The sequence below is a fragment of the Mesorhizobium sp. CNPSo 4670 genome (assembly GCF_057784235.1).
Window position 1 is genome coordinate 366579 of record NZ_JBWJFQ010000002.1, and the last position, 23117, is coordinate 389695.

Below are 23117 nucleotides of genomic sequence, written 5' to 3' on the forward strand. Positions count from 1 at the left end.
GGTATAATCTTGCCGGGAATGGCTTTTGGTACGGAACCTGGCGATTTGACCGAAAATACGGCTCAAACTCTCCCAAACTGCGTTCCAAAATGTGAATAAGTTCTTGTTTTTCCTACTTCTTATCACATTTTGCAGAAGCGGATCGTCGCGTCCCGTCACATTCGACACGCCTTTTGTCACAGGCGGGGCTATTTTTCAACCATCTTCGCATTTCGGCGAACAACCAACATTTTGGCCCTGACCCGGACTTGTTCCTGACCCCAACCTTGTTCCTGACATTGACAGAATGATGGCTACGTGGGATTGCCGGTTCCATGCGGGTATGGCGGAACTGGTAGACGCACCAGATTTAGGTTCTGGCGAGAGATCGTGGGGGTTCGAGTCCCTCTACCCGCACCACGTCCCACCCGGTAGTGGATTAGGTTCCAGTGCCGAAAGGCGTGGGGGGCCGAGTCATCCGCACCAATTCACCGGCCACGACTCCTTCCCGGCATCGGTGCCTACGCCTCGAACGCTCTCCCTGTGAACCATGCGGCCAGGTTCGCCAGTTCAGGCCCCAGCACGCGATCGTCGCCGACGGGCGGCACGATACCCCTGATGTCATCGACAAATGGCTGCAGCGCCGGCGGCGGCGCGCGCTCGGTGACGTGCAGCGCCTGCGAGGCCATCATCGCCAGCATCGCCATTGCGGCATCGACGCAGCGGCCGGCGGTCGCCTCCTTGGTCCATGCGAAGAACGCCGTGGTGGCGACGTCGTCCTGTCCGGCACCGGCCGATTCCGTTCCCGGAATGAAGGTGCGTTGCGCGGCGAGCTTGGCCTGCTCGAGATAGCCGGTGATCGCCATCGGTACATAGCCGACACTGCCGTGGCCATCGCTGTCGGCCCAATGCCGCCCGATCATCAGAAGATCGGGCAGCAGCGACACCTTGCCGTTCAAAAGCTTGGAGGCATGGCGGTCGCAGAGCAAGCAGATGTCGGCCCATATCGCCGCCAGATCGTCCAGCGCCGGTGTTGCCATGGCATTGTGATAGCCGCCGGTGCTAATGCAGCGGCCGAGCGGATGTGCGTCGTCCGGCGGGATATAGACCGGATTGTCGGATATCGCGGCCAGCGAGACGGTGGCCGCCCGCTCGGCGGACGACAGCGCACGATGCGCATGGCCGAGGACGCGCGGCACGATGCGATAGCTGACCGGCGCCTGATAATTGCGCCGGCCGTCTCCGGCGCCGACCAGGAATTCCCGCAACCCCTGGAGGGCCGCGGCTTCATGGTCGTCACCCCAGAGCGTATCGAGCGCCGCGTCGTAGTGCTCGAGCGGGGCGCGAAACGCTTCGATCGACAGTGCGAACACCTTGTGCGCCATGCGGATGCGGCGGCGTGCCGCGAGCGCTGCGTCGGCCACCAGCGCGGCGGCGCAAGGCGAGCCGTTGATCAGCGAGCCCCGCTCCTTGACCTCGAGGTCGAAGCGCGCCGAGAGCCCGGCGAACAGCGGATAGAGCGCCAGGATCTCGCCGGCGCCGCTCTGGCCGGAGGCCGGTACGGTTGGCATCGGGCCGCCGTCGAGCATCGCGGCAACGGCGAGCGCGATGCGCGGCGTGGTGGCTGCGTTGCCCTCGATGAAGTTCGTCAGCCGAGCAAGCACGATCGCCCGGACCACCCGATCGGGCAAGGGATCGCCGAACGAGGTGGCGGCGGCGAACGCCTTGATGCGCGCATGGCGATCCCGCTCGTCAAGTTCGAGCTTGCGGCTCGCCAACTCCCCCATGGCGGTGGTTACGCCATAAATGACCGGCGGAGGGTCGGATTCGATGAGCCTGAGGAACGCGGTTCGGCATTCGGCGATGCGCTGCAAGGCCCTCTCGCCGATCTGCACCGTCTCCTTCTTCCAGGCGACGCGAAAAACCGTGTCGAGGTTGATGTCTTCACGCGCCGACAGGGTGATTGGCATGCTTCTTACCGTCCAAGTGGGAGACCGCCGAGGGCGTCTGTCGGCTATACCTGCGCTCCAGCCAAAGCAGTCTCGCGCGTAACATTTTGTCTTGCGATGAGCTGCCGGCAGAAGCGCCGGCTGGGCTCTTCAACAAATCTGAAACTCAGCCACGAGACCAGAAGCGTTGCAACGACTGCGGCGGCGAAGGCCAGTGAGAAGTTCAAGGCCGGGTAGAGGTTGTAGATGACGGCGAACCCAACCGGCATGTGCAGCAGATAGAGCGAATAGCTGATGTCGCCAAAGAAGCGAAAGGGTTGAGGAACGGTCTTTGGTGTCCATTGCATGCACAGCCAGAACACGATGATGGCCAACGGATATGTTGCCAAAATCGGGAACAACGAATCGTCGAGCAGAACCTGGGGCCGCCAGATGCCCCACCAGATGCCCACCCGCACCGCACAGAACAAAAAGACTTCAGCAGTCCCCAGAGCCATCGCCATCTGGCCGCTGATACGCTTCTCACGAAACAGGAAGAAGAGGCGGCCGATCAAGAACAGTGGCAGATACCCAAGCGGCGAGAATTGCACGGCAGGGGTTCCATTGATGTTCGCGCCAGCCATGATCGCATAAGATGCAGCGGTCAGTATGAGCGTGGACTTGAGTGGTTTGCGCCTTATCATGGGCGCGATGCACCAGACCAGAATATAGAATACAACCTCGGGGAAAAGCGTCCAGGTCACGGGCAAGACGTGCCTCCCGATCCCTGCGAACTGATCCACCAGAAAGAACGTCCTCGCATAGTCGGCGAATGAGAACGGAATGGGCACGACCGTCCCGACATAGGTCCCGATCGCGGTCGCGATAAGGGCGAACAAGATAGGCGGCCACAAGCGAAACACGCGCTTGATGGCGAAAGACATCCGGGTCTCTTCCTCGACCACATAGCTGATGATGAAGCCGCTGATCAGGAAGAAGATCACCACGCCCAGGTGGGCGCCACTTTGGTACAGCCCAAGCGGTGTCCCCAACAGGCGTTCGAAATACCTCAAGGGCGTCCAGTCGGCGTGGTAATGCCAGACGGTCAAGCCCGAGAGATGCACCCACATCACAGGCAGCGGAGCGACGCCCCTTAACAGGTGGATGAAGTGAATTTCGTTTCGATGAGCGCCCATTCTGGCCGTCCCTCTAATAGAGCGGTTCCTCGAACAGCGTCTTGTCACCATCCACCAGCGCCTTGATCTGCGCGGTGCCGTCGCCGGCGAGCGCAAGGCGGATGCCGAACGGGCGCACCCGCATATCGTTCTGGATCGCCGTCCCCTCGCCTTCCGGCAAATAGAAGCGCTCGATGCCGTAGTCCGGCGCGATGGTCATGCCTTCGCCGCGAAGATCCCAGCCCTCGGCGACATGGCCTGATATGTCGGCCTCGTCAGCGGTGGCCGGCGCCGGTGCCTTGCCGAACCAGGCTATGGTCGGCTGCCAGTAGCCGTCGGCACCCTTCTTCAAGCGGACGACGATCGGCGTGTCGTCGCTCGAAAATTTGTCGGCCGGAATGTCAGCGATCATTTTCACCGGTATCCGCGAAATCGCGTAGCCGAGGATAATATAGTCCCCGCGCAGGAGATCGCGCGGATCGATGGGTTCGACCTTCAGCAGCACCTCCTTGCCGCTGCGCAGGATCGCTGCCCGGCCGGCGATGATCCAGCTCAGGAAGCCTATCTGGACGAGTGCGAGCACCAGCGCCGATATGATCAGCCGCTTTCCGGTCATCATGTCGTGGCTCCCTTCGCGACTGGGCTGTTCATGCGTTTTTCGATGCGGATGATGACGATCGCAAGGATGCCGAGCAGCACCGCGGCGGCAAGGAAGAAGCCGGCCGTATCGAGCATCGATTGCAACATCACCACATAGATGACGGCGATTTCGAAGGCGAAACCGATATAGGCAAGCCAGCGCAACCCGCGGCTCTCCCGCCCCGCCAGCACGATTGCAGCGACGATGCCGGCCAACGCGATCACCGAAGCGATGGCGAACCCACTGTTGTAGGTGCTTTCGTCGGCCAGTTCGAACTGGACTATTGCCAGGCCGGTGAGGAAGCCGAGCAGCGCGTGCAAGGGCAAGCGGCCGCCGAGCTGCACGATCTTGTCGACCGGATCTGGCGCAAAGACGGAGGCCGCGAACAGCAGCGCCGAGACGATGACCAGGGGAATAGCCACCTGCAGCGTGGCGTGATCCATGGCAAACAGCACGAGGTAGAAGAGCAGCGACAGCATGATCAGGTGCCGCGCTGGCTGGCTGCGGGTCCAGAACGAGACGGCAAACAGCACGATCGCCATGACCACGAAGAGACGCGGAAATTCGCTGCGGCTGTAGTAGCCGAAGCCTTTCAGGAACAGCCAGGCATCGGCGATGCCGACCGCAGCCACGGTCAGCGGGTTCGAACGCAGCGCGACCGCCGCCAATGCCGTGCCCGCGCCCCAGGTGACCAGGGCCGACGCCTCGTCGCCGGAGAGATGATACATCTGGCCGATCAGCGCGATCGAGCCGCCGAAGGCCGCCGCGGCCACGATCCACAGCGCCTCGCCGATGGCCGCATGGTCGCGCGTCTTCAGCAGCGCACCGCCGACATAGCCGCCAAGGATGATGGCAAAGAGTGCCGCCACGCGCGCCAGCCGCGGGATCGCGTCCCAGTTGGCGGCGACGAAAATCAGGATGGCGGCGCCGAACAGCAAGGCAGCCATCATCGCCAGGATCGAGCCGAAGCTGAGCGACTTGCGCTCGTTGGCCTCGACATCGCGCGCCAGGGATTCGGCGATCGCGGCGTCGATGAGGCCGGTTTGTTGCCAGCGCGCAATATCCGACCTTACTCGTGTCGAATAGCCCGCCATTCTGCTTCTCCCCCCGTTTGGTCTTTTTTTCAGCCGACCCGGTCAAACCGTTGACGCAACGGCATTTTCCGATTCGGGTTTCTTTGTGTCAGGTCCGTGAACGCCCGTTAATGCTGCATTGCACAATTTGCATTGCTGCCATGCAGCCATAGCGCTTTTAAATCGATATAGGGCCGCCTATCTATGGTTCGTACACAAAGACGGAATGATCCGGAAGAAAGACGAAACGAGAAATACCATGAACCTGATCCGCAACTACCGCAACTGGCGCCGCTACAGGGACACCGTGTCCGAGCTGAGCCGCCTGAGCAACCGTGAACTGACCGACCTCGGCATCAGCCGTAGCGACATTCCTTACGTCGCTCGCAAGGCGGTCTAATTCTTCGGACCGCGAATGGTCCGAACAAGTTTTGAAAAAGAGAACGACAATGAACCTGATCCGCAACTATCGTAACTGGCGCGTTTATCGCGAGACGGTTAGCGAGCTGGGTCGCCTTTCGAACCGCCAGCTCCATGATCTCGGTATCGTCCGCGACGAAATCAAGATCGTCGCCCGCCGGGCGATCTAACTACCAGAATTTCGCCAGGGTCGACCTCCTCCCCGACCCTGACGGATCCGGTCGACCTTCACCTCCTCCCGAAGGTTGACCACAAAAACGGCGCCCGCCGCACCTCCTCCCGCGGCGGGCGTTGTTCCCCCGGGGCAAACGAATTTTGCCCCAGAGGTTTCGCCCCTTTTTAAAATGGCGAAAGAGATTTCGTCAAAGCCGACCTCCTCCCCGGCGATGACGAATACGGTCGGCCTTCACCTCCTCCCGAGGGTCGACCCCAAAAACGACACCCGCCGGACCTCCTCCCCCGGCGGGTGTTGTTGTTTTCAGGGTTTGGTCGCGCCCGCAGCCGTTTGCCCTACTCCACGCACGGCAATTGCAATCACGGCTCCAAGCGATTATTCCGGCGCTCATGAGCAGAAATCCCATCCACATCATCGGCGGCGGCCTCGCCGGTTCGGAAGCCGCCTGGCAGGCAGCCGAGGCGGGCGTGCCGGTCATCCTGCACGAAATGCGGCCCGTTCGCGGCACCGATGCGCATAAGACCGACAGCCTGGCCGAGCTGGTCTGCTCCAATTCCTTCCGCTCCGACGACGCTGAAAACAACGCCGTCGGCCTGCTGCATGCCGAAATGCGGCTGGCCGGCTCGCTGATCATGAGCGCCGGCGACGCCAACCAGGTGCCGGCCGGCGGTGCGCTTGCCGTCGACCGCGACGGTTTCTCCGAGGCCGTGACGAAAAAGCTCGAAGGCCATCCGCTGATCACCATCGAGCGCGAGGAAGTGCCGGGCCTGCCGCCGGCGGACTGGGACCAGGCGATCATCGCCACGGGTCCGTTGACCGCGCCTTCGCTTGCCCAGTCGATCGCGGAGGCGACCGGCGCCGATGCGCTGGCTTTCTTCGACGCCATCGCGCCGATCGTCCACTTCGACACGATCGACATGGACATCTGCTGGTTCCAGTCGCGCTACGACAAGGTCGGACCGGGCGGCACCGGCAAGGACTACATCAATTGCCCGATGGACAAGGAGCAATATCTCGCCTTCGTTGCGGCGCTGGTCGACGGCCAAAAGACCGAATTCAAGCAATGGGAAGGCACGCCCTATTTCGACGGCTGCCTGCCGATCGAGATCATGGCCGAACGCGGCGTCGAGACGCTGCGCTATGGGCCGATGAAGCCGATGGGGCTGACCAATGCGCACAATCCGACGGTCAAGGCCTATGCCGTCGTCCAGCTGCGGCAGGACAATGCGCTGGGCACGCTCTACAACATGGTCGGTTTTCAGACCAAGCTGAAGCATGCCGAGCAGGTGCGCGTGTTCCGCACCATACCGGGCCTGGAAAATGCCGATTTCGCCCGCCTCGGCGGCCTGCACCGCAACACCTACATCAACTCGCCGACCTTGCTCGACACCTCGCTGCAGCTGAAGTCGCGCCCCGGCCTGCGCTTCGCCGGTCAGATCACCGGCTGCGAGGGCTATGTCGAAAGTGCCGCGATCGGCCTGCTCGCCGGACGCTTCGCGGCCGCCGAAAGGCTTGGCCAGGCACCGTCGCTGCCACCGCTCACCACGGCCTTCGGCGCGTTGCTCAACCACATCACCGGTGGCCACATCGTGTCCGATGACGAACCGGGAAAACGCTCCTTCCAGCCGATGAACGTCAATTTCGGCCTCTTCCCGCCAATGGAAGCACCGAAGTCAGAAGGCAAGCGCCTGCGCGGCAAGGACAAGACCGTCGCCAAGCGGCAGCGGATAACCGCACGTGCGCGCGCCGATTGCCGGCAATGGCTGGGGCTGGCATCCCAATCGGAAGCCGCCGAGTAGCCCTGCTCTTCCCTTCAGTGCGGCCGCACTTCCGAGACCGTTGGCCGTGGCAAGTTGAGCATCGTGGTTGCTGCCGCGAACACCGCGTCGGCGATGTGGGCATGGCCTTCCGCGGTCGGATGGAACGGACCGCCCAGGCAAACCTCGACCAGATCGAGCAACGCCCAATCTTGCGGCGGCGGTGGCGTGCCGCTCGCCTTGGACTGCACGAAAAGGCAGATATCGTTGATGGTGCGGAACCAGCGCTCGCGCGGCGCGTAGGCACGCGTATCGCGAGACGCCTTGAAATCGGCATCGCGATAAGCGGAAAAAGGCTCGAATTCCGACCATTTGTCCGGTCGCGGCCCGTCCGCATGGTAATAGGGCAGCATCAGGCTCTCGGCAGCCGTGACGCCGCTCGACAAGCTCTTTTGCGCACAGATCCCATGCTTGGCGAACGCGGCACGCTGGGCATCGACAAAATGCCAGTTTCCCGCGTGGGCGGCGTCGCGCGTCGCCGGGTAAAGCACATTGTTGGCGAAATCGCTGATGGGACGCAGCGTCGGCACGTCGATCGACAGCACGCCGCCGACGTTGAAGCCTTCCAGCCTTTCACGCGGCGTGGCTTCGCCACAGAGCCTTCCGTCCTGGTTGAACTCGATCTTGGGAAACGCGGTCAGCACAATGTTGGGCATTCCACCGTTGCTGGCGATGGGCAGCGGCGCCAGCGCCTTTCGCAAGGCGGCAAAGCGCGCCGGCAACTCCTTTGCGCGGATTCGCGCCGTGGCGACATTATGCGCCTTGGCGATCCGCGCCACAGTTCGAATGACTGACGCGCCGAGGGCGTCGGCGCGCAACCTGCTGTTGACGTTTGCGTATGGAGGCCTTGTCTTGGTCAGCGCTTCCACGATGAGCGGTGTGAAGCCGACATCGTTTCCACCGATGGACACGATCAGCATGTCGATCGTCCGCAGGAACCGCCCCGATTTGCAGTCAAGGAGTTTGGCGCTGCGCAATGCGCGGCCTTGCTCGTCGGTTAGCGGCGTGTCGAAAGTCACCGTTCGGGTTGCATGGGTGCGCAGCAGATCATCGCGGCACAGTTCGATCATCAGGCGATCGATCTGCGGCAAGTCACGACGCAGTTTGCCGCCCGACGAAAAATAGGAATTGTTGACTGTCTCAACCCCGGCATAGGGAAAAAGCAGCCCTTCCGTCACTTCGGCCCCTGAGCAGGCAAAGCCGAGAAACGTCACCGAACTGTGCTTGGGATCGGCAAGAGCGACCTGCAAGGCGGTGCGCAGATGATAGCTATAGGCCGAACGATGGCATTTGCGGTCGAGCCAGCCAGCCGGCGCATTCTGATAGCGGACCGGCAACGAATAGGCTGGTACCGATTTGATAGCTTGAGTGTCGGGGTCATAGACGAAGGAGATGTTGAGAAGTCTCCGTCTTGACAGCGGATCGATTTCGACCGGCGTATCGGGATTGCCTTCGCCCGACGAAAAACTGTCGCCGATACCGGCGATGAGCCGGTCGCGGACCCAGATGGCAGGTTGCGAAACCACCGTGCCGTTCGGCAAGGTCACAGACACATCGACACCGCGCGCTGCTTCAGGGATATCTGGTTCAAAGGGAATGCGCGCTTCAAAGAGCGCCGCGCAGGGCTGTTCCGCCGTCGCCGAAAGCCGGCCACGGCCGGCAATGAAAATCGGCCGCGCGGCTTGCCATCGGCAAATGCCGGCCGGTGCATCCGTCAAGCTGAAGACGACGGTGTGCCCTTGCGGGCGCACGTAGTCGGTACGAAGCGCGGTTCCGAAACTGTCGCTGGCGCAGGACGAATGCCACTGTTCTCGGGCGTCCCAGCAGGTGGAGCGGCGGCGATTGACAGGGTTCGCCCAGCCGCGTTCGGGCCGACCCGCGCCCTTGGGATTCGGATAGAGCGTGGCGTCCTGTTTGTACCACTCTCGCAGCCAGCGCGGATCGTTGAGCAGCCGTTCGAGATCGGAAACCGCATTAGCTGTGAAGGCGCCGCCATGGGTTGTCATGACTTCGGCCATGGCTTCCCGCTGCATATCAAAATCAGTGGTTTCGGTGAAATACCGGAAAGGATGCTTGACCCGCCAGTCGATGGCTGGCGCAGCGTAAGTCAATGTTGTGGCAAACAGAAAAAAGAAAGTGGATACAAGACGAAGCATGGTCACCACCCCACAAATACTGAGATGTCAAAAATAGTACCAAGCCATCATGCTGTCAAATTGACGCCAGGTGGCAATTTACTTCACTATTCGGCTGGCTCGGCACTCGCCGCCGGCAGCCCGGGCTTGCCCGCTTCACCCGGATTTCGCCTGACATAGGCGGCCTTCAGGCCCTCCGAGGTTTCGCGCGAGCCGTCATGGCTCCAGCCCGGCGGCTTGATCAGGTAGTTCAGCCGATCGCTCAAGCTCAGCCCCGGTGCAAAGGCATCCCTGAACATGCCGATCCATTCGTGGAACGCCACTTTCAGCGGGTTGAAGGTGCCAAGGTTCTTGACGATCCCGTAGCGCGGCCGGTCCTCTTCCAGCTCTTCGACGAAGCTGCCGAACAAGCGATCCCAGATGATCAGAGTGCCGGCATAGTTGGCGTCGAGATAACGCGGATTGGTGGCGTGGTGGACACGGTGATGCGACGGCGTGTTGAAGACGAATTCAAACCAGCCCCACATCCTGCCGATCGTCTCGGTGTGGATCCAGAACTGCCAGACCAGGTTGAAGCCGAAGGTGAAGGCAATCACCGCCGGATGGAAGCCAAGCAGCACAAGCGGGGCCTGCAGCACGAACATGAAGGTGAACAGGCTGGTCCAGCTTTGCCTCAGCGCCGTCGACAGATTGTAGTGCTGGCTGGAATGGTGGTTGACGTGTTCGGCCCACACCCAGCGCACCCGATGCGCAATGCGGTGGTAGACGTAGTAGCGCAAATCATCGAGCAGGAAGGCGGCCAGGAACACCCAGACCGACAGGCCGAGATCGAAGACGCGGAACTGCCACAGCCACAGCAGCGCCCAGTAGGACACCACGCCAAGCAGCAGCCCGGCGACGACATTGCCGGTGCCCATCATCAGGCTGGTCAAGGTGTCGCGCGTCTCGAAAGAGCCCTTGGCTCGGCCGGTGCGCACCAGCCAGAGCTCGATCAGGATCGCGGCAACGAAGAACGGAATGGCCAGCTGGGTGACCTGCGGAAAGTTGTAGCTATCCATCACGCCGCCTCCCCAGTGGAATTCGAACGTCGCGGCTCAAGCGCTTTCAGCAAGCCTTGCGCATCTGTTGCGCTGGCAAAGTGGAAGCGGCCGCCCTTCCAGGTGAAATCGGCAAGCCGAAACGAGACCGTGTTTGCGTCGGCGGCAGTCAAAACCGTGACGTCCCGCGACGCGACGATGCGGCTCAAAAAACAGTCGCCAATGCTGTGAACGATGCCGATGCGCCCGCGCCCGAGATCGAGGAACGCCGTCCTGGCATCCGTCGTCAAGCGAACTGTCGTGGCCACCGCGTCGGGAAAATCCTCGGCGAAACGGCTCAGCGCCTGGTCCGTGCCAGCAAGTGTGGCCGTCTTGCTGCCACCGGTGAAATGTACGGCGGCGACCGACAGCGCAATGCCAAGAGCGACGATCGCGACCAGCAAAGGCAAGCTCATGGATAGGTATCTCCTCCGGCCAATCTGTCGTCTATGGCAACAGTTTTGGCCGGGAGACTCCTTAGCATGATTGACGTTTACGTCAAAGTGCCGGCCAGCCCTTGCTCGCGCGCCGCAGCAGCAGCCAATGCCGGCGCAAGGCCGACAGACTCGCCACGCCGTGAAGCGGCGAGCCATTCTCCATTTTCGCAAGATAGGCACGCGACAGGGCCAGCGGCAGAAATGCCGGACGCAGCGACACCGGCAGACCCGATGCGCCCTGTTCGAAGGCGGAAAGGTGGTCGCGCGCCAGCGCCATCATCGCTGCCACCGCACGTTTGGCTCCAGGGCCACCATCGCCGGCAACAAACTCTTCCGGTGACGATCCAGCCGCCGCCAGGATATCGGCCGGGATAAAACACTGTCCGCGTTTGCGGTGCAGCGGCAGCAGAAGCAGCAGGCCGGTCATCGCCTGCGCACAGCCTGCCCTGCCCGAAAGCTCGGCATACCGTGGCGCCGCGACGGGATCGAGCACCATCGCCGCAAGCTGGATGAGTGCGGCTGCCGTCTCGCCGCAATACCCTTCCAGATCGGTGCGCGACGGCATCGGATCGTCGTAGAGGTCGAAAATACGCGCTTCGAGCATGTTGTCGAAGGCTGGCTTCGGCAGCCGGTAAGCGGAAATCGTCGCCTTCAGTGCGTCGGCAACGGGGTGGCCGATGCTTGCGCCGTCATCTTCAGCGGCAACGACATCGCGCCACCATTGCAACCGCACCTCGCCAGGCAGCGCTTCGTGGATGCGGTCGCGAATGCCGGCGATCTCGGCATTGAAGGCGTAGAGCGAAAACAGCGCATCGCGCTTGTCGGCCGGCGCGTAGAGCACGGTGAGATAGCGGTCCTGGTCGGCGGTGCGCACCGCATCCATGACGATTTTGGCATTCTGAGACATGTCAATCGACGGCGATCAGCGCGGCGGCCACGGCGCGGTCTTCCGCCAGCAGGACATTGTAGGTCCGCACCGCGGCACCCGTCGACATCGGATCGGACGCAATGCCTGCCGCCTTCAGCGCGGCCCGCAGTGCTGCCGGCAAAGGCCTGAGTTCCCTGCCCATGCCGACCAGCAGGATCTCGACCTTGTCGGCTTCGGCCAGCAGCCTGTCGAAATCCGCCACCGTCAGTGCCAGGGGATCCGCCGGCTCCCAGCCATGGATGCCGGATGGCAGGCAGAGCAGCGAGCCGCGATGCGACATGTCGGCGAAGCGGAACCCGCCATTGCCATAGGCCTCGATCGGCGCGCGGCCGGGGAAATGCGCCTCGCGGATGACGATGCCTTTGCCGGTCACCGTTCTGTCACCCCTTCGGGACCGCGCGTCAGGTCGCGACCGCCTTGCTGCCGCCGACCGGCTTCTGCTCGTCGCTTTCAGCCTGCGGCCGCAGCTTGAACAGGATCAGCAGCGGTGCCGCGATGAAGATCGACGAATAGGTGCCGAACACGACGCCGAACAGCATGGCCATGGTGAACGACCGGATCACCTCGCCGCCGAACAGCACCAGCGCCAGCAGCGCCAGGATCGTCGTCACCGAGGTCAGCGTCGTTCTCGACAGCGTCTCGTTGATGGCGTTGTTCAGGAGTTGCGGCAGCGGCATTCGCTTGTATTTTCGCAGATCCTCGCGAACGCGGTCATAGACCACGATCGTATCGTTCAGCGAATAGCCGATGATGGTCAGGATCGCCGCCAGCGACGACTGGTTGAATTCAAGCCCGGTGATGACGAAGAAGCCGAGCGTCATGACCACATCGTGCACCGTCGCGACGATGGCGCCGACCGCGAACTGCCACTCGAAACGGAACCAGACATAGACCAGGATACCAACCAGCGCGACCAGCATCGCGATGGTGCCTTGCTTGGCCAACTCGCCGGAAACCGTCGGGCCCACCACTTCGACACGGCGGAAATCATACTGGTCCTGCAGTTCGCCGCGCACCTTGTCGATGACCGTCTGCTCGGCATTCTCGCCGCCATCCTGAGTCCCGACACGTATCAGCACGTCGTTCGGCGCTCCGAACTGCTGCACCTGCACTTCGCCGATGTTGAGTTCCGTCAATCTGCCTCTGATATCGGCAAGATCGGCGTTGCCGGTCTTGGCCTGCACCTCGATCATCGAACCGCCCTTGAAGTCGATGCCGTAGTTGATGTCGACGGTCATGAACAGCACCACAGACAGCACCGACAGGATGCTCGACAGCGCAAACGTCCAGCGGCGAATGCCCATGAAGGGGATCTTGGTGCCGGGCGGAATGAAGGTCACCGGCGCCTTCGGCAACTCCTTCGGGCGCGCCCGGCGCAGCCAGATCGAGACCAGCAGGCGGGTGAAGGTGAAGGCGGTGAAGACGGTGGTCAGGATGCCGATGGCGTAGGTGATTGCAAAGCCCTTCACCGGCCCGGTGCCGAGATAGAACAGCACCACCGTGGCGATCAGCGAGGTGACGTTGGAATCGACGATGGTCGCCAGAGCCTTCGAGAAGCCGGTGTCGATCGCCTGGATCACGGAGCGGCCGTTTCGTCGCTCCTCGCGGATACGTTCGTAGATCAGCACGTTGGAATCGACCGCCATGCCGATGGTCAGCACGATACCGGCGATACCGGGCAAGGTCAGCGTTGCGCCAAGCAGCGACAACAGGCCGACGATCATCGCCACGTGCACCGCCAGCGCGATGTTGGCGAGGAAGCCGAGGAAGCCGTAGGCAACGAACATGAAGGCCACGACGAGGATCGAGCCGATGATGCCGGCGACCTTGCCGGCATGGATGGAATCCTGGCCGAGCCCCGGACCAACGGTACGCTCTTCGATCACCGTCAGCGTCGCGGGCAATGCGCCGGCGCGCAGCAGCACGGCAAGATCGTTGGCGCTCTGGGCGGTGAAATTACCCGAGATCTGGCCGGTGCCGCCGAGGATCGGCTCGCGGATCTGCGGTGCCGAAATCACCTGATTGTCGAGGATGATGGCAAATAGCTTGCCGACATTCTGCGCAGTGGCCTGGCCGAAGCGCGCCGCACCTTTCGAATCGAAGCGGAACGAAACCACCGGCTCGTTGTTCTGCGAATTGTATGTCGCCTGGGCATCGACGAGATTTTCGCCCGAAACAATGACACGGTTTTCGATCAGATAGGGAACCGGCGGATCGTCCTGGGAATAGAGCACCGAAGAGCCGGCGGGCGGGCGGCCGTTGAGCGCGTCCTGCACCGGCATCGACTGGTCGACCATCTGGAAGGTCAGCTTGGCGGTCTGGCCGAGGATCTCCTTCAGCCTTTGCGGGTCCTGAAGACCCGGCACCTGGACAAGGATGCGGTCGTCGCCCTGCCGCTGCACAATTGGTTCAGTCGTGCCGAGCTCGTTGACGCGGCGCTCGACCACCTCGATCGACTGCGTCAAAGCTGTCGATGTGCGATATTTGATGCCGGCATCGGTGACGTTGAACTTGAGCAGGCCGGGCTCGGAATCATCGAGCGTCATTTCCTGGATGGAGCCGCCGGTGAACAAGCCAGCTGCGACCGGATCGGTCAGCGACTTCAACGCTTTCTTGGCGGCATCGAGCTGGGCAGGATCGGTGATGCGGACCTGCAAGGTCCGCCCCGTGCCGGCAAGCCCGGTGTAGCCAATCTTGGCGTCGCGCAGCAGTGTGCGGATTTCGTCGCGCGTCGTCTCCAGCCGGTCCTTGATCAGGTCGTTCTGATTCATCTCCAGCAGGATGTGCGAGCCGCCCTGCAGATCGAGGCCGAGCGTCATCTGGCGCTTCGGCACCCAACTGGGGAGTTGGGCCAGCGTGCTGGCGGAGAACAGATTGGGCGCGGCGAGGATCACTGTGATGGCTACGGCCACCCAGATCAGGATCATCTTGAAGCGCGAAAAATAAAGCATATGGCGTCGTCCGTCAGAGCGTGTCCGCGGATCGCTCCGCCTGAAATTCGGTTATTTCTTGGCGTTCTGGTTCGCCACAGGCTCGCCCTTGACGCGCACATCGGCGATCGTCGAACGTAGCGCGGTCACCTTGGTGCCACCGCCGAGGTCGATCTCGAGTTCGTTGTCGTCGATCACCTTGGTCACCTTGCCGACGAAGCCGCCGCCAGTGACGACCGTGTCGCCGCGACGAACCGCGGCCAGCATCTCGCCGCGCTTCTTCAGCTGCGTGCGCTGCGGCCGGATGATCAGAAAATACATGATCACGAAAATCAGGACAAACGGCAAAATGCTGATGAACATGTCGGGAGAAGCCCCAACGCCTTGGGCGTATGCCGGTGTCACGAACATCGAGGTACTCCTGAATTTTGAAAACAGCCGCCACCCGTCCTTGTGGAGTTTGGCGGCCCCTTGAAATTTGGCCGGAATATAGTCGGTAAAGTTGCCAATGCAACTGCGTGGCCGGCCAAATCGGCTGCTTTTCCGGCCTGTTGAGCCGTGTTAGAGCATGATCGCGAACAGCACGAGCCGGTTTTCGGAAAAGATCACGCTCGAACAAAAGGTTGCAACCGGTTTCGAACCCGACGGAATCGGCACGCTCCCCACTTCAAAACGCGAAAAACAAAAGACCGACATGACCGACAGCAGCATTGACGCCCTCAACAAGAAGCTCGACAGCCTGATCGAAGCGGTTAGCCGCCTCGCCCCGCCGCCGGTGCCTGAAACGGACATCGGCGAGGCCGACTGCTTCGTCTGGCAGGCCGATCCCGGCTATCTGGAGCCGGTGCGCAAGGTTAACCGCGTCGACATCGGCCTGATCCGTGGCGTCGACCGCGTCCGCGATATCCTTGTCGACAACACCGAACGCTTCGCTGCCGGCTACGCAGCCAACAACGTGTTGTTGTGGGGCGCGCGCGGCATGGGCAAATCGTCGCTGGTCAAGGCCGTGCATGCGGAGATCAACGCCAGGGCCAAGTCCGACCTGCCGCTGAAGCTGATCGAAATCCACCGCGAGGACATCGACACGCTGCCGAAGCTGATGGGGCTGCTGAAGTCAGCCCCCTTCCGCTTCATCCTGTTTTGCGACGACCTCTCCTTCGACCACGACGACACCTCCTACAAGTCGCTTAAGGCAGCGCTCGAAGGCGGCGTCGAGGGCCGCCCGGCCAATGTCATCTTCTACGCCACCTCGAACCGCCGTCATCTGTTGCCGCGCGACATGATCGACAATGAGCGCTCGACCGCCATCAACCCGTCCGAAGCGGTCGAGGAAAAGGTCTCGCTCTCCGACCGGTTCGGCCTGTGGCTCGGCTTCCACAAATGTTCGCAGGACGAGTATCTCGACATGATCGACGGCTATGTCCGCCATCATGATCTTTCCGTCGATCCCGAGACGTTGCGCGCCGAAGCGCTGGAATGGGCGACGACGCGTGGCAGCCGCTCGGGCCGTGTCGCCTGGCAGTTCACCCAGGACCTGGCGGGGCGGCTCGGCAAGCCGCTCAAGGATTAGGGTCGGAGAAAACCCACTGAAAAAGCCCGCTCCTTGCGGGGCGGGCTGAGCCGGCGGGCCGGACTGGAGGTCAGACGGCCCGCAAAATCGCTTTCTTGTTCTATTCGAGACAGCCCGACTATTCGAGATAGCCAGAGGGGTCGACCGGGGCGGAGTTCTTGCGCACTTCGAAGTGCAGCTTCGGCGAGTCCGTCGTGCCGCTCATGCCCGACAGTGCGATTTCCTGGCCGCGCTTGACCTTCTGGCCGCGCTGCACCTCGATCGAGCTGGCATGGCCGTAGACGGTGACCAGGCCGTTCTCGTGCCGCACCAGCACCGTGTTGCCAAATTCCTTGAGGCCATCGCCGGCATAGATGACGACGCCGTTCTCGGCCGCCTTGACCGGCGTTCCCGTCGGCACCGCGATGTCGACACCGTCCTTGCCGGAGCCGAAACCGGAGATCACGCGGCCGCGCACCGGCCAGCGCATCTTGCCGATGCCGGTTGCATCCGGTGCAACCGCGTCGTCGTCCTCGGCCTGCTGGATGACCTTCGAATCTTTCTTCGGCGGCGTGTAGGACGCCAGCGTTTCCGACGGCGTCGTCTTTGCCGCGGGCTGCGTGGTGGCCGTCGTCACCGGATCGACCTTCGCCGGCTTGGCGCTGGCGACGGTCGCGGTTCCGCCGGCCGGCACCTTCAAGGTCTGGCCGATCTTGAGCAAGCCGTCCTTCATGCCGTTGGCCTGCTTCAGCGCAACGGTGCCGACACCGGTCTTCCTGGCGATCGAAGAAAGCGTGTCGCCTGACTGGACCGTGTAGGTGCCGGCAGCGCCTGTCGCCTTGGCCGCCACCTGCTGCTTGGGCTCCTTGGGCTGGCTTGTGGCGGCCGAAGCATCGACCTGGGCGGCGGACTTGCCCTCCTTAAGCTTCGGCTGCTGCGGCAGAACGGCGACCTTGTCCGGCGCGGTGGCCGGCAGGTCGTGCTTGCCGTTTTTCGCAGGCTTGGCGTCGGCGACTTTCGGTTCCGATTTGCTGGAGTAGGCATAGGCCGGGATGACCAGCTTCTGGCCGGTCTTCAGCCCCTTGGTCGGGCTCAACCCGTTGACCTTCATGATCACGTCGGCCGGAACCTTGTAGTGCTGCGCCAGGGCGGAAATCGTTTCGCCATCCCTGACGACGATCTCGGTTGCATGCGGCGTTCCGGCCGCGGCGACGCGCGGCGCGTCGGGCTGCGCGACCTTGAACGGCGATGCCGCCGGAGCGACGGTGCCAGTCGTGGTCCGGTCGACATGCGGCGCCGGGGCCAATGCGGTGCGTACCGGCTTTGCGGCAGGCGCCAAAGCCGGAGCCGGCTGCGCCTGGGCAACGGGCGGAGGCAGCGGCCGCGTCGAGACCGGTTCGAGACTGGAGCGGCTGACCGATTGCGTATGGCTGCCGTCGACCGGAGCGGCCGCGACATCGCCCGGATAGGGCTGCACGGCGTCCTGCTTGTTGATAATGGCGCGCTGATTGTTGGTCGACGAGGTAAAGACGTCATCGACGCTGTTGAAGCGCGAGGCCTGGGAGCTGCATCCTGCCGCAGCGCCTGCGACCATGAGTACGGCGCAACCACGCATCAGGTTGCGTCCGTTTGTCTTCAAAACACTGAGTTGCATCGCACTGACCCGCACATACCCGGTACAAACTAGGCATGATTAAAGCGCGTTAATGTTACTCGTCGGTTAACCCCATAGAATCCGATGCGAATTTTCTTAAAATATTTGAGATCGCTTGCAGAGTGCCGAAGCTATGCTCAGCCCGGGTTGGCTAAGTCGACTCGCCGAACCGGATGCAGCGGTCTTTCCGGGCTCACAATTCGCAGGCCGGCACCGAAGATCACTCTAAATGACGGCAGCGACGCTGCGCAGGATCGGCTGCAGGCGCACGAGGCCGATGTCCTCGCGTTCGAACCGGCTGCCGACCTTTGTCAGCTTGGCCAGCACCTGTTCGCCCTCTTCGGGGCCGATCGGGGCGATGACGATGCCGCCGCTCGACAATTGGTCGAGCAGGAAGCGCGGCAGGCTGTCGAAGGCCGCCCAGGCGACGATGCGATCGAACGGCCCTTCGTTCGGCAGGCCGCCGGATCCGTCCGCCTGGCGCACGATGACATTGCCTATGCCCAGCGCCTCGAAGCGCTGCCTGGCCTGCTCGACAAGCGTCTTGTAGCGGTCGGCGGTGACGACCCGCGCCGCCAGCCGCGACATCACCGCCGCCGTGTAGCCGGAGCCGGTGCCGATCTCGAGCACGCGGTTGCCTTGCTCGATGGCAAGGGCCGAGATCACCGCCGCCTGCAGGTCGGCGCCTTCGATCGCCTCGCCGCATTCGATCGGCAGCATGCGGTCCGACCAGGAGATCGGATGGAACTGTGCGCCAAGGAAACCGCGCCGCGGTGTCGCCTCGAAGGCCGCGATCAGCGCCTTCGGCACCGTCCCCCGGCCGCGCAAACGCAGCAGAAAGGCGGCAAAACCTTCGCGGTCGTCGATTGTGAGGCCCTGGTTCATGCAAGCGCCTTGCTCAGTTGGTCACGGATTTCATGCGCGGTAAGGTCGAGCTGCAATGGCGTCACCGACACCAGCCTGTTGCGCAAGGCATGGAGGTCGGTGCCTTGCTTGCCTTCGACCGGCTCACGGCCGAAGCGCAGCCAGTAGTAAGGCAGGCCGCGCCCGTCGCGGCGCTCGTCGACCCACAGGCTGTGCACGAGCTTGCCTTGCGAGGTCACCACCGTGCCGGCGACTTCTTCGGGCAGGCAGTTCGGAAAATTGACGTTGAGCAGCACGCCGTCCGGCAGCGGTGTCGCCACCAGTTTCTGCAGCAGTGCCGGCGCCAGCGCTTCGGTCGTCTCGTAGGGGACAACCCGATCCTCGCCGACATAGCTGTAGCCCTGACTGAGCGCGATCGAGCGGATGCCGAGCAGCGCGCCTTCCATGGCGCCGGCGACGGTTCCCGAATAGGTGACGTCGTCGGCGATGTTGGCCCCGGAATTGATGCCGGACAGGATCAGGTCGGGGGCACCGGGCAGGATCTTCTTGACGCCCATGATGACGCAATCGGTCGGCGTGCCGCGCACCGCAAAATGCTTCTCGCCGATCTTGCGCAGCCGCAGCGGCTCCGAGATCGAGAGCGAATGCGCATAACCGGACTGATCCTGCTCCGGCGCCACCACCCAGACATCGTCGGACAGCGTGCGCGCAACCCGTTCAAGCGAGGCCAGGCCCTCGGCATGAATGCCGTCGTCATTGGTCAGGAGGATGCGCATTATTTCGATTCGATCTTTTCCCGGCCGCCCATGTAAGGCCGCAGCACTTCAGGAATGGTTACGCTGCCATCCTCATTCTGGTAGTTTTCGATGACGGCTATGAGCGCGCGGCCGACCGCGGTGCCCGAACCGTTGAGCGTATGGACGAAGCGGTTGCCCTTGCCATCCTTGTCCTTGTAGCGGGCGTCCATGCGGCGCGCCTGGAAATCGCCGCACACCGAACAGGACGAGATCTCGCGATAGGCGTTCTGGCCAGGCAGCCAGACCTCGATGTCGTAGGTCTTGCGCGCGCCAAAACCCATGTCGCCGGTGCACAGCGTCATGGTGCGGAACGGCAGTTCAAGCCGCTTCAGCACTTCCTCGGCGCATTGGGTCATCCGCTCGTGTTCGGCGAGCGACGATTCCTGGTCGGTGATCGACACCAGCTCGACCTTGTTGAACTGGTGCTGGCGCAGCATGCCGCGCGTGTCGCGCCCGGCGGAACCTGCCTCCGACCGGAAGCACGGCGTCAGCGCGGTATAGCGCAGCGGCAGTTTTTCATGCGCGGTGATTTCTTCGCGCACGAGATTGGTGAGCGGGACCTCGGCGGTGGGGATCAGGCCAAGCCTGCCTTCCCCGTGCGGCGCGAAGAACAGATCCTCCTCGAACTTCGGCAGCTGGTTGGTGCCGAAAAGAACGTCGTCCTTGACCATCAATGGCGGGATGATTTCCTCATAGCCATGCTCGGTCGTGTGCAGGTCGAGCATGAACTGGCCGAGCGCCCGTTCCATCCGCGCCAGCCCGCTCTTCAGCACCGTGAAGCGCGAGCCCGACAGCTTCGCGGCGCGCTCGAAATCCATCATGCCGAGCGCTTCGCCGATCTCGAAATGCTCCTTCACCCAGTTCGGACGCGTCGGCAGCTTGCCGACGATGTGCTTGACGACATTGTCGTGCTCGTCCTTGCCGACCGGCACATCGTCGAACGGCACGTTGGGCAGCACCGCCAGCGCATCGTTGAGCGCCTTGTCGAGCTCGCGTTCCCGCGCCTCGCCATTCTGGATGAAAATCTTGATCTCGCCGACTTCGGCTTTCAGTCTTTCGGCAAGCGCCGCATCTCCCGAACGCATGGCGTTGCCGATCTCCTTCGAGGCGGCGTTGCGGCGCTCCTGCTTGGTCTGCAGCTCGGTCACGTGTTCGCGCCGCGCTTCGTCCGAGGCGATCAGCCCGTCGACCGTGGACTGCGCCTCACCGGCCGACCACGAGCGCTTCACCAGCGCCTCGACAAGGGCCTTCGGGTTGTCGCGAATCCATTTGATGTCAAGCATGGTTTGAACGCTCCTGGGTAGCATGTCGCCCAAAAGTGCGCAGCGGTTTTGGGTTAACGACCTGCTTAAAACAAAAACTGAAACGCATCGCTTTGATGGCGATGCGTTTCAGCCAGAGGGCGTAAACCGCATCGTTGATCGATGCAAGATCGGGCATGATGAAGCCAGGGCTGCGAGCTCGCTTTCGAGCGCTTTGTCGGGGATGGCGCGAGAGCCTGAAATGAAAAACCCGCCTTGCGGCGGGTCGCTGGCGCAAAACAGCACCATACCTGAATCGATAGCATAATTGCCGTCACAAGGCAATCGATTCCGAGCCCGCTGCCCCCCGGAGAGGGCGCCGCGCCATAGCCTATGTGGAGGACTTTTCGGCCACCTCTTCCGCCGCGTCCTGCTTCTCGCGCGCCACCCGCTGCTTTTCCTGATCGCGCTCGATCAGCCGCGCGGCCCAGATGGAGACCTCGTAGAGCAGGATCGTCGGAATGGCCAAGCCGATCTGGCTCATCGGGTCGGGCGGCGTCAGCACCGCCGCGACGACGAAGGCGATGACGATCGCCCATTTGCGCTTCTCGGCCAGCGCCTTCGACGACAGCATGCCGACACGTGTCATCAGGCTGGTCACCACCGGCAGCTGGAACACCAGGCCGAAGGAAAAGATCAGCGTCATGATCAGGCTGAGATATTCCGACACTTTCGGCAGCAGCGAGATCTGCACCTGATCGTCGGTGCCGGCCTGCTGCATGGCGAGGAAGAACCACATCACCATCGGCGTGAAGAAAAAATAGACCAGCGAGGCGCCCATCAGGAACAGGACCGGCGATGCGATCAGGAACGGCAGGAAGGCGTTGCGTTCGTTCTTGTAGAGGCCGGGCGCGATGAACTTGTAGATCTGCGTGGCGATCAGCGGAAAGGCGATGACCATGCCGCCGAACATGGCGAGCTTGACCTGCGTGAAGAAGAATTCCTGCGGCGCGGTGTAGATCAGCTCGACCTTGTGCGGATCGAGCCCGGCCCATTTCGTCGCCCATTTGAATGGAACGACCAGAAGGTTGAAAAGCCTCTTGGCGAAGAAGAAGCAGACCAGGAAGGCAACGAAGAAGCCGCCCAGCGACCAGATCAGCCGCCGGCGCAGCTCGATCAGATGCTCCATCAGCGGCGCCGACGATTTCTCGATCTCGTCTCTTTCCTTGTCCGAAACGCTCACTTGGCGGCTCCAGCCGTCTTCTTGGCCGCAGGCTTCTTCGCCGCGGCAGGCTTCGGTTCGGCTTTCGTCCCCGTCTTGGACACGATTGGCTTGGTCACGATCGGCTTGGTCGCGACCATCTTGGCCGCAGCGGGCTTCGCAGCTTTTTCAGGCTTTGCCGTCGCCTTGGATGCAGGCGTGGCCTTGGCGGTCGCCGCTTTGGCCGGCGGCGGAGCCATCGTGCCATTACCCGACGCCTTGGCAACTGCTTTCGCCGGCGCAGCCTTCGCCACTTTCTTCACTGCCGACGTCTTCGCCACAACCGGTTCGGCCGGCACTGATGCCGTCACGACCGATTCATCGGTCATTGCCGGGAAAATCGGCGCTGCTGGTGCTGCTTCCGGCCCGCTGACGCCAGGCATGGTCGTCGCGCCGTTCTTCAACGGCTCGGCCGCCTGCGGCGTCGAAGCGGCTGGCGCTGTCGGATCATCTGCCGGCTTAGGTTGCATCACCGCGTCGACGCCGGAGCGCACATCGGCCGCGGCCTGCTCGAACGGATTGAGCTGCTTCCTGATCTCGGACATCGGGCTGAGGCCCCTGAGCTCGTCGACCGACTTCTTGACGTCGTCGAGCTCGGCTTCCTTCAGCGCCTCGTTGAATTGCTTCTGGAAGTCGGCCGCCATGGCGCGCAGCTTGGCCGTCGTGCGGCCGAAGGTGCGCAGCATATTGGGCAAATCCTTGGGCCCGACGACCACGATCATGACGATCGCGATGACCAGCATTTCGGTCCAGCCGACTTCAAACATGGCACTCTGTTCCGACTAGAACCTTTGGCTCAGCTCTTGCTGGCTTTTTCCTTCGCGGCCGAAACGGTCTCGTCGGCGCGGTGCTCGACGGTGCGCTTGTCTTCGGCAACGTCGTCGTCCGCCATGCCCTTCTTGAAGCTCTTGATGCCCTTGGCCATGTCACCCATCAGCTCGGGGATCTTGCCGCGGCCGAACACAAGCAGCACGATCACGAGCACGATCATCCAGTGCCAAATCGAAAACGAACCCATAGCAAATCTCTCTCGAATGT

At 62.5% G+C, this 23117-nt stretch carries 23 protein-coding genes and 1 tRNA gene; 5 read left to right on the forward strand and 19 right to left on the reverse strand.

What is annotated here, in order from left to right:
- The first annotated feature begins 316 nt into the window (after positions 1 to 316).
- A tRNA-Leu gene (locus AC0ZT5_RS05195) sits at positions 317 to 399 on the forward strand.
- Between the two features lie 101 nt (positions 400 to 500).
- Here AC0ZT5_RS05195 and AC0ZT5_RS05200 read toward each other — a convergent pair.
- The 4 genes from AC0ZT5_RS05200 to AC0ZT5_RS05215 are packed head-to-tail and all read right to left on the reverse strand — an operon-like array spanning position 501 to position 4816.
- Positions 501 to 1949 (reverse strand): aromatic amino acid lyase, encoded by a 1449-nt coding sequence (locus AC0ZT5_RS05200; RefSeq protein WP_488495546.1) that lies wholly within the window; start codon positions 1947 to 1949, stop codon positions 501 to 503.
- A 44-nt stretch (positions 1950 to 1993) separates the two neighbouring features.
- Positions 1994 to 3103, reverse strand: coding sequence for an acyltransferase family protein (locus AC0ZT5_RS05205; protein WP_488495547.1), 1110 nt, complete (start codon positions 3101 to 3103; stop codon positions 1994 to 1996).
- Positions 3104 to 3116: 13 nt separating this feature from the next.
- Positions 3117 to 3701: a GDYXXLXY domain-containing protein gene (locus AC0ZT5_RS05210; protein WP_488495548.1), complete on the reverse strand. Its 585-nt coding sequence runs from the start codon at positions 3699 to 3701 to the stop codon at positions 3117 to 3119.
- Positions 3698 to 4816: a DUF2157 domain-containing protein gene (locus tag AC0ZT5_RS05215; protein ID WP_488495549.1), complete on the reverse strand. Its 1119-nt coding sequence runs from the start codon at positions 4814 to 4816 to the stop codon at positions 3698 to 3700. Before AC0ZT5_RS05215 ends, AC0ZT5_RS05210 begins: the two co-directional genes overlap by 4 nt.
- A gap of 238 nt (positions 4817 to 5054) precedes the next feature.
- Between AC0ZT5_RS05215 and AC0ZT5_RS05220 the strand changes: the two genes are divergently transcribed.
- The 3 genes from AC0ZT5_RS05220 to trmFO all read left to right on the forward strand — a co-directional run bounded on the left by AC0ZT5_RS05220 (position 5055) and on the right by trmFO (position 7189).
- A complete protein-coding gene (locus tag AC0ZT5_RS05220; protein ID WP_013531315.1) occupies positions 5055 to 5195 on the forward strand; it encodes a DUF1127 domain-containing protein in 141 nt (46 codons plus the stop codon).
- Between the two features lie 49 nt (positions 5196 to 5244).
- Positions 5245 to 5385 carry a DUF1127 domain-containing protein gene (locus tag AC0ZT5_RS05225; protein WP_082525239.1) on the forward strand — a complete coding sequence of 47 codons (141 nt, stop codon included), beginning with the start codon at positions 5245 to 5247 and terminating at the stop codon, positions 5383 to 5385.
- 394 nt (positions 5386 to 5779) lie between these two features.
- Positions 5780 to 7189 (forward strand): methylenetetrahydrofolate--tRNA-(uracil(54)-C(5))-methyltransferase (FADH(2)-oxidizing) TrmFO, encoded by a 1410-nt coding sequence (trmFO, locus tag AC0ZT5_RS05230; protein ID WP_488495550.1) that lies wholly within the window; start codon positions 5780 to 5782, stop codon positions 7187 to 7189.
- Between the two features lie 14 nt (positions 7190 to 7203).
- On the opposite strand, the gene AC0ZT5_RS05235 is transcribed toward trmFO, so the two are convergent.
- The 7 genes from AC0ZT5_RS05235 to yajC all read right to left on the reverse strand — a co-directional run bounded on the left by AC0ZT5_RS05235 (position 7204) and on the right by yajC (position 15124).
- Positions 7204 to 9225, reverse strand: a complete 2022-nt coding sequence (locus AC0ZT5_RS05235) for an SGNH/GDSL hydrolase family protein (protein ID WP_488495551.1) — start codon at positions 9223 to 9225, stop codon at positions 7204 to 7206.
- Positions 9226 to 9449: 224 nt separating this feature from the next.
- Positions 9450 to 10400, reverse strand: coding sequence for a sterol desaturase family protein (locus AC0ZT5_RS05240; protein ID WP_488495552.1), 951 nt, complete (start codon positions 10398 to 10400; stop codon positions 9450 to 9452).
- A complete protein-coding gene (locus AC0ZT5_RS05245) occupies positions 10400 to 10834 on the reverse strand; it encodes a hypothetical protein (protein ID WP_488495553.1) in 435 nt (144 codons plus the stop codon). The genes AC0ZT5_RS05240 and AC0ZT5_RS05245 overlap by 1 nt, the downstream gene beginning before the upstream one ends.
- A gap of 82 nt (positions 10835 to 10916) precedes the next feature.
- On the reverse strand, positions 10917 to 11762 hold the full coding sequence (locus AC0ZT5_RS05250; RefSeq protein ID WP_488495554.1) for a phytoene/squalene synthase family protein: 846 nt from the start codon (positions 11760 to 11762) through the stop codon (positions 10917 to 10919).
- Position 11763: 1 nt separating this feature from the next.
- Positions 11764 to 12156 (reverse strand): Mth938-like domain-containing protein, encoded by a 393-nt coding sequence (locus AC0ZT5_RS05255; RefSeq protein WP_477289174.1) that lies wholly within the window; start codon positions 12154 to 12156, stop codon positions 11764 to 11766.
- 28 nt (positions 12157 to 12184) lie between these two features.
- Positions 12185 to 14734, reverse strand: coding sequence for a protein translocase subunit SecDF (gene secDF / locus AC0ZT5_RS05260; protein ID WP_477303913.1), 2550 nt, complete (start codon positions 14732 to 14734; stop codon positions 12185 to 12187).
- 51 nt (positions 14735 to 14785) lie between these two features.
- Positions 14786 to 15124, reverse strand: a complete 339-nt coding sequence (gene yajC, locus AC0ZT5_RS05265; RefSeq protein WP_008876289.1) for a preprotein translocase subunit YajC — start codon at positions 15122 to 15124, stop codon at positions 14786 to 14788.
- Between the two features lie 283 nt (positions 15125 to 15407).
- Between yajC and AC0ZT5_RS05270 the strand changes: the two genes are divergently transcribed.
- Positions 15408 to 16283, forward strand: coding sequence for an ATP-binding protein (locus AC0ZT5_RS05270; RefSeq protein ID WP_477289178.1), 876 nt, complete (start codon positions 15408 to 15410; stop codon positions 16281 to 16283).
- Positions 16284 to 16401: 118 nt separating this feature from the next.
- Here the strand turns inward: AC0ZT5_RS05270 and AC0ZT5_RS05275 are convergent, their stop codons facing one another.
- The 8 genes from AC0ZT5_RS05275 to AC0ZT5_RS05310 form a co-directional block, all read right to left on the reverse strand.
- Positions 16402 to 17916 carry a peptidoglycan DD-metalloendopeptidase family protein gene (locus AC0ZT5_RS05275; protein WP_488495555.1) on the reverse strand — a complete coding sequence of 505 codons (1515 nt, stop codon included), beginning with the start codon at positions 17914 to 17916 and terminating at the stop codon, positions 16402 to 16404.
- A 225-nt stretch (positions 17917 to 18141) separates the two neighbouring features.
- The gene (locus AC0ZT5_RS05280) at positions 18142 to 18801 is read right to left on the reverse strand and encodes a protein-L-isoaspartate(D-aspartate) O-methyltransferase (RefSeq protein WP_488495556.1); all 660 of its coding nucleotides are present in this window, start codon (positions 18799 to 18801) and stop codon (positions 18142 to 18144) included.
- Entirely contained in the window at positions 18798 to 19556 is a 759-nt protein-coding gene (surE, locus tag AC0ZT5_RS05285) for a 5'/3'-nucleotidase SurE (protein WP_477289184.1), read from the reverse strand. Before surE ends, AC0ZT5_RS05280 begins: the two co-directional genes overlap by 4 nt.
- Positions 19556 to 20860: a serine--tRNA ligase gene (gene serS, locus AC0ZT5_RS05290; protein WP_488495557.1), complete on the reverse strand. Its 1305-nt coding sequence runs from the start codon at positions 20858 to 20860 to the stop codon at positions 19556 to 19558. The genes surE and serS overlap by 1 nt, the downstream gene beginning before the upstream one ends.
- Positions 20853 to 21017, reverse strand: coding sequence for a hypothetical protein (locus tag AC0ZT5_RS05295; protein ID WP_488495558.1), 165 nt, complete (start codon positions 21015 to 21017; stop codon positions 20853 to 20855). The genes serS and AC0ZT5_RS05295 overlap by 8 nt, the downstream gene beginning before the upstream one ends.
- A gap of 192 nt (positions 21018 to 21209) precedes the next feature.
- Complete coding sequence (gene tatC / locus AC0ZT5_RS05300) at positions 21210 to 22061, reverse strand: twin-arginine translocase subunit TatC (protein WP_184873748.1); 852 nt, start codon at positions 22059 to 22061, stop codon at positions 21210 to 21212.
- Positions 22058 to 22846 (reverse strand): Sec-independent protein translocase protein TatB, encoded by a 789-nt coding sequence (gene tatB, locus AC0ZT5_RS05305; RefSeq protein ID WP_488495559.1) that lies wholly within the window; start codon positions 22844 to 22846, stop codon positions 22058 to 22060. Before tatB ends, tatC begins: the two co-directional genes overlap by 4 nt.
- 29 nt (positions 22847 to 22875) lie before the next feature.
- Positions 22876 to 23097: a twin-arginine translocase TatA/TatE family subunit gene (locus tag AC0ZT5_RS05310; RefSeq protein ID WP_095087696.1), complete on the reverse strand. Its 222-nt coding sequence runs from the start codon at positions 23095 to 23097 to the stop codon at positions 22876 to 22878.
- Positions 23098 to 23117: the final 20 nt, after the last annotated feature.